The following is an 11,289-nucleotide window of genomic DNA, read 5'->3' as shown; positions in this document are numbered from 1 at the left end:
TCCCTCTCCCCGTGGGAGAGGGCCGGGGTGAGGGCATCAGGCCGCACCTGACTACCGACTCTGCTTTCTCAACAGATAAATAAAATACGGCGCGCCGATAAAGGTCGACAGCAGTCCCGCCGGGATCTGGTAAGGGAACAGCACCATCCTTCCACACCAGTCCGCAAATACCAGAATGACTCCGCCCGTCAGGGCTGACATCACAATGTGCGGCATTGTCCGGCGGAACCCCATCATTCTGGCGATATGCGGTGCCATCAACCCGACGAAGCTCAGCGGGCCAATAGTCATGGTTGCCGTTGCCGTGAGGCACGCTGCCAGCAGGAGAAGTGCGACACGCGTAGGCGTCAGCGCCATGCCCACAGCCCGCGCCGTTTCGCCGCCGAGCGGCAGAATGGTCATCCAGCGACGACACAGCGGCACAATCGCCAGCAGCACAATCATTACGATCCCGGAATGCACAACCTGGCTGGCGGTAGCGTTGTAGGTTGAGCCAGAAATCCAGGTCAGGATCTTCGCCATTCGCGGATCGCCACTCGCCTGCAGCATCATCAACAGCATCGTAAAGGCCGTGCTGAGCGCCATCCCGGCCAGCAACATCCGGTGCGGGGAAAATCCGCCGCGGCCAGAGGCAATCAGAATAATCACCAGCGTCACCGCCGCACCGATACTCCCGGCAGGCATCAACCAGCCAAACGCGTTCCCTGGCACCAGGAACAGCATCAGCACCACGCCAAAGGCGGCACCGGAGCTGATCCCCAGCACTTCCGGGCTCGCCATCGGGTTACCGGTCAGACGCTGAATAATACAGCCCGCAACCGCCAGCATCACACCGGCAATAAGCGCGGAGAGGATCCGCGGCCAGCGCCATTGCAGTAATTCGTTGAGTAAATCACCCGTTGCCCAGTGCCAGCCTGCGGCATCGCGCCCAAACGCGAGTGCGGCAAACGAGGCGAGAAGCAAGACTCCCAGACCGGCAAGGCTAAACCACAGTACCGACTGACGTTCCGCGTAGACCTTATCGCCCGCGTCCATCGCAGGCGCGCTGATGCTGCGCAAACGCGGGAGCAACCACAGCAGCAGCGGCGCACCGATAAGCGCCGTTGCTGACCCGGTAGACACTTCCATCCAGACGCGGGCCAGCCAGAGAATGATCTGATCGGAAAGCCAGAGGATCAGCGCCCCGATCAACGGTGCGAGCAGCAGACGCGCCAGCAGCCGACGCGCCCCGAGCATTTTTGCCAGCAGCGGCGCAAAGAGACCGATAAAGCCGATAATGCCCACCGCGTTAACCAGCAGAGCGCTCAGCACAATCGCCAGCGTGAGCGCCGCCAGGCGTGCCAGCGACAGTGCCAGCCCCAGGTTGCGCGCCACGCCATCATCCAGCCCCATGAGCGTCAGCGGACGCAGGAGCAGCAGCGTCAGCACGACCCCGCCCGCCAGCTGCGGCCACAGACGCTGCACGATGCTCCAGTCGGTCTGGGTGAGCGTGCCGGTGCTCCAAAGGAACATACTTTGCAGCTGATCGTGATGGAACAGCACCAGCAGCTGGTTAATCGCACCGCAATAGAGGCTGACAACCAGCCCGGCCAGAATCAGCGTTACCGGAGAAAGGCGTTTTCCCCAGGCCACACCAAAGACCAGCGCCCCTACGACGCACGCCCCCGCGAGGGCCGCAAACTGCGAGGTTAACGCGCCGGGCAATGCCCACAGCGTGGTGATCGTGATCCCAAGCTGCGCCCCGGTAGCGACGCCCAACGTGGTTGGCTCCGCCAGCGGGTTACGTAATACCTGCTGGAATAAGACGCCTACCAGGCCTAAACCGGCCCCGACCAAAAGGGAGATCGCCAGACGCGGCAGCAGGCTGTAGTGGAACAGCATCTGCTGAATATTGTCGATATCCGGCGAGACCAGCGCGGCTCCCCACTGCGCACGCGGTAACGCCGTCGAGAGATTGACCCCGGTGAATGACAGTGCAGCCAGAAAAAGCACGGACAGCAGTAGAACCGGGAAACGCGCGATACGGGTACTCATGCTTTACCTCCCAGCGCGTTATCCAGTACGCGGGCAAAATGCATGGCCGATAGCGTCGCGCCGTAGAACCACACAGCGGGCGCACGCTGGAAGTGCTTCTCGCGCACAAACGGCATCGCCTGCCAGAGCGGCGTCGCCATCAGCGTTTGCATTTCGCGCTCGTTGCCGTGGTCGAAACACAGCACATCCACATCACGAAACGCCGCCAGACGATCGATACCGACGGCGGTACTGCCCCAGAAGGTCATCTCCCCTTCCCACGCATTGCGAATGCCAAAGCTGTCCAGCACCTCCTGGAACAGACAGTTTTTACCGAATACCAGCATATGGCGGGCATCCAGCAGCGTCACCATCAGCAGCGGGCGATCGCCCCGCCCGGCAAAGCGCGGCTTCAGGGCGTCAATCAGGGCATCGAATTCATCGAGATGCTTTTTGGCTTCCGTTTCCCGGTTGAGGAAATGCGCCATCTCGTTGATCGAGTTTTTCGCCACGGTCAGCGGTTTTTTACCGTCGCTAAAGGAAAAACCGCGCCCTGGCGCAATACGTGCCATGGTCTCTTCTGACGGGCCATAGCCCGCAGACCAGAACAGGAATGACGGTTTCATTTGGGTAAGCAGTTCGAGGTTTGGCTCCGTACGCAGGCCGATGTCAATCACCGAGTCCGGCAGCTTCGGCTCGTTCACCCAGAGGTTATAGTTAGGGATGTCCGCCACGCCATAGGGCGTGACGCCCAGCGCCATCATTAGCTCTACCGGCAGCCACTCCAGCGCCACAATGCGGTGAGGATCGACTGCGGCAGCACGCGCCGTCGTCATGTTAAACAGCAGGGGTGAGAGCGCCATTGCCGTCAACAGGCGACGACGGCTGATAAATGTGTTGTCCAGCATCAGTACACGAAGCTCACCGGTGCAGCCCCAGCCGGGTGAGGCAAGATACCCATTGGAATACCGTAAATGTGTTCCAGCGTTTCGCTGCGCATCAATTCTGACGGTGTTCCCTGCGCAATCATTTCGCCGCCGCGTAGCGCGACAAGATAATCGCAGTAGCGCGCCGCCATGTTGATATCGTGCAGGACCGCAATCACCGTCAGGCCACGCTGCTGGCTTAACCGGTGTACCAGCGCCAGCACATCGACCTGATGGGCAATATCCAGCGCAGAGGTAGGTTCATCCAGTAGCAGGCAACGGCTGTCCTGAGCCACCAGCATTGCAATCCACGCCCGCTGACGCTCACCGCCAGACAGGCTATCCACCAGACGGTGCGCCAGCGGTTTTAGCCCAACCAGCGCAATCGCCTCTTCCACTTTCTCCCGGTCAGCCACGCCGAAGCGCCCAAGCGCCCCGTGCCACGGATAACGCCCAATCGCCACCAGCTCACGCACCGTCATCCCTTCCGCCTGCGGCAACTGTTGCGGCAGATAGGCCACTTTGCGCGCAAAGGCTTTGCTGCTCCAGCTCTCCAGTTGCTGTCCGTCCAGCAGGATATCCCCTTCAGACGGCGGCTGATGGCGTCCCAGCATCTTAAGGAGCGTGGATTTACCGGAACCGTTGTGACCAATCAGGCCCGTCACTTTACCGGCCGGGAACGTCAGAGAGAGCGGATGCAGCAACGTGCGTCCGGGTACGCGAAAGGAGAGATGATTGAGCGTGAAGGTGGTGTCGGTTTGCGTTTGATTATCCTGCATATCAGCCAACTTAAATAAAAAGGGCACGGCGAACCGTGCCCAAAAAGAGATTAGAAGCGGAAGGTCGCGGTGGCGACAACCTGACGTCCTGCTCCCCAGTAACACGCATATTCGCTGTAGCAACTGGAGACGTATTCGCGGTCGAAGATGTTGTTTACGTTGACACCGACAGAAGAGCCCGGCAGCCCAAAGCGAGCCAGGTCGTACTTCACGGTCGCATCCGCCAGCGCATAGCCCGCGACGTTGAACGACTGGTAGGCTTTTGGCGACGAGGCAGAGTAGTAAGAAACGGTATTACCGATGTATCGGGTTCCCGCCCCTACCGTCAGACCGCTCAACGCCGTCTCGTGGAAGGTGTAATCTGTCCACAGAGACGCCATATTACGCGGCACTTCCGCCGGACGGCGGCCTTCATACCAGGTATCGTGCGTGTATTCTGCATCAGTAAAGCTATAGGATGCCGTCACATTAACGTTTGCCGTTACTGCCGCTTTCGCTTCCAGTTCGAACCCGCGGGAACGAATTTCACCGCCCTGTACGCTAAAGCCGCTGGTCGGGTTCGCCGGATCGGCCGTCAGGTTGTTGTTTTTAGTCAGCTGGTATACCGCTGCAGTCACAACCACTGGCAGATCTTTCGGTACATACTTCACGCCCGCTTCATACTGTTTGCCACGAGCCGGATCGAACGGTTTACCGCCCTGGGTTGCACCGGAAATAGGCTCGAAGGATTCGCTGTAGCTGAAGTACGGCGTAATACCGTTATCAAACAGGTAGTTGATCCCGCCGCGCCAGGTGAACGCCCGATCGTTGATTTCAGCCGTCGTGTCAGAGGAACGCGTCAACGTGGACGTTTTGGCGAAATCATAGCGTCCGCCAAGGGTCATGACCCACTTATCCCATTCAGCCTGATCTTGCGCGTACAGGCCCGTTTGTTCCTGACGATTGAGCACGGCATACGGGAAGTTCACGTTGATATTGGCATTGTTATGCTGCGGATTACTCATGCTGATAGGGTCAGCGGTGCCGTAATCAGCATCGATATCGTTACGCATGCGCAAGTAATCGACACCCGTTAACAGGGTATGATCCACTGCACCGGTCGCAAATTTGGATTGCAGCTGGGTATCAACTGTAAAAGAATTCAGGTTTTCATCAGAACGTACATAGGCGCGGCTGATTTTCCCCGGCGCGATGTAGCCGTTGCCGTAAACAGAACGGTAGAGGGTATTAACTTTGGTATAGCGCAGGTTTTGACGTACGGTAAAGGTATCGTCAAACTCATGTGAGAAGCTGTAGCCCACCATCTTCTGGCGACGGGAGATCTTGTTGTCTTCGTCACCTTCATTGAAGTCTGTCGGCAGCTTGTGCGCATTGCCATTGGCATCATAGTACGGCACAACGGTGCCTTCCCGCGGCAGCCAGCCGTAATAGCCTGCATCCGGATCGCTCTGGAAATTACTCAGGAAGGTGAAATCCGTTTTATCGTCAGGACGCCAGCTGAAAGCGGGTGCAATGGCGTATCGGGTGGACTTAACCATTTCCTGCTGTGCATTTTCGCTGCGCCCCAGACCGGTGAGGCGGTATGACCACACGCCGTCATCATCAATCGCATCGCTAAAATCAAACCCGGTTTGCCACAGGTTATCGGTACCCATTTTGAACTGGATTTCTTTCAGTGGCTCGGTCGTTGGGCGCTTGCTGACCATGCTGACCACGCCGCCCGGGTGGCTTTTACCGTACAGAACGGATGTTGGGCCACGCAGCAGTTCGACACGCTCAAGGAAATAGGGATCCATTGACGCTTCAGAATAGTTATCACCCTGTAGCTTCATCCCGTCCAGGTACTGGTTAGTATTCACGGTTGTGGAAGTGGTGAAACCACGGATAGAAACTACATCATATGTTGTTGATGCACCGCGAGTAGCAAAAACGCTCGGCGTATAGGCCAGCGCTTGCTTCACCGTCCCCGGCTGCTTCATGTCCATCTCTTCACGAGTGACTACGGAAATAGACTGCGGGGTTTTCTCAATTGGCGTATCGGTCTTGGTCGCCGTGGCGGTGCGCTTGGCCGCAATCGTGGGTGCCGGTCCCCAGGCACTTTCCTGTGCCGCAGGCGCTGCGGTTACCGTAATGGTTTCTTCTTTTTTCGGGGTTTCGGCAGCATGTGCATAAGCCGACATGCCGGCAACCGCTGTGGCTACGACGACCGCGACTTTTCGCAGCGACGTGTTGATTGGCTGAGCAGTATTGGAAAGCGCCATGTTGTATCTCTGATGGAAAGGTTAATGATAACGTAAACGAGAATTATTATTATGAGCGCAAGAATAATAGGCGAAACGCCGGTTGCATAGCAAGCAATAAGCGGCCCTACGAGAATTGAGGGATTAAGAATTAACCAGATGAAAACAGGGGGTTAATGATGTTAGCGAAAGGATCGCCAAAACCCGCCGGAGCGGGCGGGAAGCATTAGCGGTAAAACAGCTCGAACGTGGCGACCGCCTCGACTTTTCCGGGTTTGACCTCCCCCGTTTTGACGTAGCGGGCCTTCAGGGGGATCTCTGCGGGCACCTTGTCCTGCGTAGCGGATATCGCAGTATAGGTCTGGTCAAACTGAAGGACGGTATCGTTGCTGTCGAGAATTTGAATCCCCAACCCTTGTGCGGCAGCATCACCGGATGCAATGCCCAAAATCGAGCCGTTGGTCACCCCCGTCGACCCCGTGCGGGTGAACTGATAGTCAATCTTTGTTCCCGCCGCGCAGTCGTTTATTGCAATCTTAAAACCACCGTCAGTCAGTATCTCTGAGTATTGCCCGTCAAAATCCTGAGAATTGACCGTTTTGAGAGGAACAAAGATGTTCCGGTCAACCAGGTTACAGGTATTGGTCGTAATATGGACGCTGGTGGGCGAAAAACGTATTTCACCGACCACGACACCGCCGAGCGTATCCTGCGAGGTCAGGCGCGAGGTATCCAGCATCCCGTCCTGTACCTGGCCGATGACCACCAGCTGGGCGGCGGCCCGAAAGACGTGGGTGCCATCAGACCCGCCATGTTTGTAGCCATAATACTGCCAGGGACGAATGAGGTCCTCCTCTATATAGTCGGGCAACCGTTCGCTTGACGCCGCCGCACGGATGCCAATCCCCGGCACGTTGGTTTTATAGACTCCCGGCAGAACGTCCTCACGCGCGTCGGCATCCGTCAGGGTCAAATAGCCGCGCCGGATTTGCGCGTCAGCTCCGCCACAGTGCACCGTAATTTCATTGGATTCGACGGCATTGTCATAAATTACGGTCCCCACAGGGGTATCGGGATCGAGCATAAAGACCGCTGGAAGCTGAAAGGTAACAATGCCGCCAGATCCATCCCCGCCGCTGAAAGTACATTGAGCAAATGCCGGATGTACCCGCGCGGCGGCGACCAGCAGTACGGCAGAGATAACGGTTCTCACCAGAATAGTCACGCGCATTTTCACTCCAGCCTCATTGGCAATTGACCGCGGTATTAATGATTCCCTCGCCATTGTCATCGGGTAAATCGATGACGCCATGACACTGTTCGTCGCCCGCCTCTCCCCACTGCGCGCTGAACGATGTGTGTCCATTAAGCCCTGAGAGGTAGACCTCGCCATCATCCCCGACAATCGCGGTGGTGTTATCAAGCGCCACGATGGCACCAAACGGCACTGGTTTACCCTGATGACGCAGAGTGACCAGCGCGCGACGCCCAACGCGGGCCTCGAAGTTCGCCAGTATCGCCGCGCCTTTTGTCGGCACGAGATCTAACGTTGCCGCGTCAATATCAATATCGCTGCGTTCCTGCGTGTTTACCGTGAGGGTGTTGTGTCGGTAAGCGGTAAGCGACGGCACGATGGCATTACCAAACGCATCGGTATAAATGCCGCGGCCGCTCTGAACGTTGACATCCTCTCCGTCGTTGATGTGTACAATCGCGAAAGCGTCCCGCACGGGCTGCCCCAGCGTAACGCCCTGACCGTGAGCCACGATGGATCCCTGAGCGTTATAGTTCCACTGGCGGTTATCCCCGCCGTAGCTGTACCCCATGCCAACTTCGCCGGACGAGCCGCGATAGCGCCCGGATACGCTGCCGCCATAGCCCGTATCTTTGTTGGCGTAGGTCTGCTGGAGGTTAAAGCTCAGCTTGTTATCCTCAAGCGCGGTCCCCCCGATCCCCACCTGGTGCGAGACATACCCGCCGCTTGCGGTATTTACGCTGTAGTTTGCCCACGCGTTAGAGAGCCAGTGCGATAACGGGATATTGACGTTCAGCGCCAGTTGCCGATCGGCATCGGCATCTGGCGTGCGGGTCAGGTTGTAGCTTATCGACCAGGTAATATTCCGCCAGCTGGAGCTCAGCCCGGCGCTGACGCTACGCTCGTGGCCGTCCATATCCCAGTAATCCTGCTGATAGCCGTTAAGATACGCCGAGCCCCAGTCAGAAAGCCGCTGGGAAAGGTTTACCTGCATGCGGCTTCGGCGGTTGTTGGTTCTGCGATAGGTATAAATGCCGTCATCAATCTCGCTGTCGCGCTGATCGATAGCCTCCTGAAAGGTATAAAACCCGGAGGTGGAATAGCGGTAGCTGGCAAGCGTGACGGTGGTATCTGTGTCGGGAATATCTTTTGAATACTGCGCTCGCCATGAGAGTCCATTTGCGTCATCACGTCCGTCATCAAAGGCGGTTCTCGCGGTGGTGATATCCACCGAGGCTGAGCCCAGGTGACCCAAATCCGCGCCAACCCCCAGCAATAGTGCATGATACATCGACGCCCCCTGAGCGCCGGTGTAGGCCGTCACGCCATACGGCAGGCCATAAATAGCCGTACCTTGCACAAAGGTGGGCTCATCTTCCCCTTCATTGCCGCGATAACGCCCGGCCGCCAGCGAATACTTAAACCCGCCCTCACGCTGGAGGACCGGCACCGACGCGCTGGCCTGTATGAAGCTATGCTCCGAGCCATCCGCCTCTTCAACGGTGACTTCCAGATCCGCGCCGGAGGCGACCTGGCTTAAATCACGGATCTCAAATGGCCCCGGCGAGACGTTGGTTTGATAAAGGGTGTAGCCGTTTTGCTTAATGGTGACTTTTGCATCGCTGTTGGCAATCCCCCGCACGACTGGCGCAAACCCCTGCTGGCTGACCGGTAGCATCGCCGTATCCGTTTCCAGCGTCAGGCCGGTCATCTGCACGCTGTCGAACAGCTCGCTGTTGGTGTACGTCTGGCCCAGTTCAAGCTGGCTTTTCAGCGCTTTGATATCGCGCTGCAGGGTGGTGGCGATGGCTTCCCAGCCCGAAGAGTCACTCCAGGTACTGTTGTTGCGCAGCCGCCACGCGCCCAGATTAAGACCCGACGTCAGGCCAAGCCAGGTTGATGAGGTTTGACCCGTGCTGTAGTGCTGCTGAGAACCGCTGAGCTGATAGCTTGTCCAGGCCGCCGGAGCACCGTCATCCCAGAATTTCGGGTTAATGGCGCCCGCAGCCGCGCGGTTGCGGTAGGCCTGGGGAATGACCAGCGTCAGGGTCTGGTTATCCTGATTGTAATCGTAGCGAGCATGTTCGATAAAATGGGAGATATCCCGAATGCAGGCCGCGTCGTTCAGATCGTTGAGATCCGGCACCGCGTCGACGTTCACGCCAAATTCACGCAGATCCGCTTTGGTCAGCTCCGGCAGAAGCTGCTGCTTATCGTCAGAAAGCACATAGGTGACCTCGCGTTTATCCACGACGTCCCGATCCCACATGATGGTGGTCAGATAGCGCCCTGCCAGCAAGCCGTTATCATTAATGAAGTTTTTGAGCGTAGCGGTATTTTCCAGCGGCGTATCCAGCTCAAGGATCCGCAGGTTGAATTCGTCATCAGCCCACGCAGGTGGGATCGCGACGAACAGTGCGAGCACGATCCCGGACCATACCTGTTTTTGGCGAGAGGGAGAGGACATAGCATTCCAACACGATCCCGTTAAAGGGCCTGCTTGCGCTGAGGGGTTTGCGCCCCAAAATCATTGATTGCCGTCCAGGTCACCGCACCCGTCGCCCCTTTTGGCAACGCAAAATGCTGCTCGCTAAACGGTGCAACCATCATCGAAATAGCCCCCGGCGTGGTTTCGGTCTCTTTCACCGGTACGCTTTTCCCGCCCACGGCCAGCTCGCCAAAGGAGACGTAAAACGGCGTGGGGTTGTTGGCAATAAGCGTGTCGCCCTGACGACGAAACGTGATTTTTTCATCCGCCACCAGCGCATCGGCCTCTTTTAACTGAGACGGGCGCCAGAAAAGCTTCAGCCGCGTTTTCATCGCGAACTGCAGGGTATTTTTCTCTTTCAGCTCAGGCGACAGCGCGGAGACCGATTTCACATTCGCCAGGAACAGCGATTCACGGTCTGATGGCAGGCTTTTTTTATCGCCAGTAAAAATAACGTGTAAAAGGGTTTGACGGTTTTCCTGCAGCTTATAAACAGGAGGCGTAATAACGAAAGGCGCTTTTGCATTATTGGCGTAGCTGACCCAGCTTTGTACCAGATAACGCGTATGGGGATCTTTATTTTTAAGGGCTATTTGTACTTCAGCTTTATTTGATGGATAAATAATACGCGTACCACCCAGAACCACGCTGGCCTGCGCTGACAGACAAGAAATAATTAAACAACCACATAACAATTTAAATAAAGTCTTCATACAACGTTCCAAAAGGCAGCCATAAAGGCTGCCAGTAATGACTTAGCGATAGACAACCTCGAAAGTTGCCGAAGAAGAATAGCGGCCTGCGGTGGGTGCAGTATCACCAATCTGAATCACCTTCGCGATGTAGTTAAAGACTGACGCATTTGTTCCCGTCGCATCGTTAGCCACATCCGTTCCCGTCGAAGGCAGGGAGCCATCAAATACCACATCGTCTTTCGTGCCGTTTTCATTGCTGACGATGATGCCAACGTTGGTGGCATTACCGGCGCCGCTGAGGTCGTTCTTCAGACGTTTATGCGCGGCATCCGTTGTCGTTCCGCTGAATTTGAGGTTGAGTTTGGCAACCAGCGGGTCACATTTTTTCACTTCAATATTAAACGTTTTGCTGGTGCCCACTGCGCCATCAGTGCCAAAGTCCGACGCATAGGTATCGGGGAACGTGACGGTTGACGAGGTCGTACCGGAGCCATCAACATTAATTTCACAGGTGTCGGCCACCACTTTCCCGGCAAAGTTCACCGTGCCAGAATCGTTTCCGGCAAATGCTGGCAGAGACAGCGCTGCCATTATGCTTGCAGCCAAAAATGAAGAAAGAACATACTTACTCATAATCATATCCTTATATATATCGATGCAGTCATCCATTCCCGACCCAATACTGTGCGTCAGAATGTTATTTAAGCGCTCATATCACTCATACAGGGGTAATTAACCCAGCCATGTTTCAGGAAAGCCTGTGATTCCTTGAGGCGATTAAATCAGATCATTCTTACCAGTGTCCAGATAGCCTAAAAACCTCCTGCACATAATGGCGCACAAGACTATGTTTTAAATAAAAAATAATGAATCTTAGGAATTCTTAATTTTGA

Annotated in this window: 8 protein-coding genes; all 8 read right to left on the bottom strand. The window is 56.3% G+C overall.

The genetic code is table 11. The features are described 5' to 3' along the window. Positions 1-51: 51 nt before the first annotated feature. The 8 genes from fhuB to L977_RS02695 all read right to left on the bottom strand — a co-directional run bounded on the left by fhuB (position 52) and on the right by L977_RS02695 (position 11,029). A complete protein-coding gene (gene fhuB / locus L977_RS02730; RefSeq protein WP_047624641.1) occupies positions 52-2,034 on the bottom strand; it encodes a Fe(3+)-hydroxamate ABC transporter permease FhuB in 1,983 nt (660 codons plus the stop codon). After that, positions 2,031-2,921: a Fe(3+)-hydroxamate ABC transporter substrate-binding protein FhuD gene (gene fhuD, locus L977_RS02725; protein ID WP_047624640.1), complete on the bottom strand. Its 891-nt coding sequence runs from the start codon at positions 2,919-2,921 to the stop codon at positions 2,031-2,033. Before fhuD ends, fhuB begins: the two co-directional genes overlap by 4 nt. Continuing rightward, the gene (gene fhuC, locus L977_RS02720; protein WP_032637477.1) at positions 2,921-3,718 is read right to left on the bottom strand and encodes a Fe3+-hydroxamate ABC transporter ATP-binding protein FhuC; all 798 of its coding nucleotides are present in this window, start codon (positions 3,716-3,718) and stop codon (positions 2,921-2,923) included. The genes fhuD and fhuC overlap by 1 nt, the downstream gene beginning before the upstream one ends. 50 nt (positions 3,719-3,768) lie before the next feature. Then, positions 3,769-5,979: a ferrichrome porin FhuA gene (gene fhuA, locus L977_RS02715; RefSeq protein ID WP_047624634.1), complete on the bottom strand. Its 2,211-nt coding sequence runs from the start codon at positions 5,977-5,979 to the stop codon at positions 3,769-3,771. 205 nt (positions 5,980-6,184) lie between these two features. Then, positions 6,185-7,189, bottom strand: coding sequence for a fimbrial protein (locus tag L977_RS02710; RefSeq protein WP_052192603.1), 1,005 nt, complete (start codon positions 7,187-7,189; stop codon positions 6,185-6,187). A gap of 13 nt (positions 7,190-7,202) precedes the next feature. Next, positions 7,203-9,680 (bottom strand): fimbria/pilus outer membrane usher protein, encoded by a 2,478-nt coding sequence (locus tag L977_RS02705; protein ID WP_047624633.1) that lies wholly within the window; start codon positions 9,678-9,680, stop codon positions 7,203-7,205. A gap of 20 nt (positions 9,681-9,700) precedes the next feature. Next, positions 9,701-10,414, bottom strand: coding sequence for a fimbrial biogenesis chaperone (locus tag L977_RS02700; protein WP_047624631.1), 714 nt, complete (start codon positions 10,412-10,414; stop codon positions 9,701-9,703). Positions 10,415-10,456: 42 nt separating this feature from the next. Continuing rightward, positions 10,457-11,029, bottom strand: a complete 573-nt coding sequence (locus L977_RS02695; protein WP_023332117.1) for a fimbrial protein — start codon at positions 11,027-11,029, stop codon at positions 10,457-10,459. Between the last annotated feature and the right edge of the window lie 260 nt (positions 11,030-11,289).

It is taken from the genome of Enterobacter sp. ZOR0014, from assembly GCF_000798855.1.
Classification (GTDB): domain Bacteria; phylum Pseudomonadota; class Gammaproteobacteria; order Enterobacterales; family Enterobacteriaceae; genus Enterobacter; species Enterobacter kobei.
This window is presented reverse-complemented; position numbering and strand designations above follow the sequence as displayed.

Bases quoted from the DNA above. Each gene is read 5' to 3' on its own strand.
- fhuD (WP_047624640.1), bottom strand. From the start codon at position 2,921: ATGCTGGACAACACATTTATCAGCCGTCGTCGCCTGTTGACGGCAATG.
- fhuA (WP_047624634.1), bottom strand. From the start codon at position 5,979: ATGGCGCTTTCCAATACTGCTCAGCCAATCAACACGTCGCTGCGAAAA.
- L977_RS02705 (WP_047624633.1), bottom strand. From the start codon at position 9,680: ATGTCCTCTCCCTCTCGCCAAAAACAGGTATGGTCCGGGATCGTGCTC.
- fhuB (WP_047624641.1), bottom strand. From the start codon at position 2,034: ATGAGTACCCGTATCGCGCGTTTCCCGGTTCTACTGCTGTCCGTGCTT.
- L977_RS02710 (WP_052192603.1), bottom strand. From the start codon at position 7,189: ATGCGCGTGACTATTCTGGTGAGAACCGTTATCTCTGCCGTACTGCTG.
- fhuC (WP_032637477.1), bottom strand. From the start codon at position 3,718: ATGCAGGATAATCAAACGCAAACCGACACCACCTTCACGCTCAATCAT.
- L977_RS02695 (WP_023332117.1), bottom strand. From the start codon at position 11,029: ATGAGTAAGTATGTTCTTTCTTCATTTTTGGCTGCAAGCATAATGGCA.
- L977_RS02700 (WP_047624631.1), bottom strand. From the start codon at position 10,414: ATGAAGACTTTATTTAAATTGTTATGTGGTTGTTTAATTATTTCTTGT.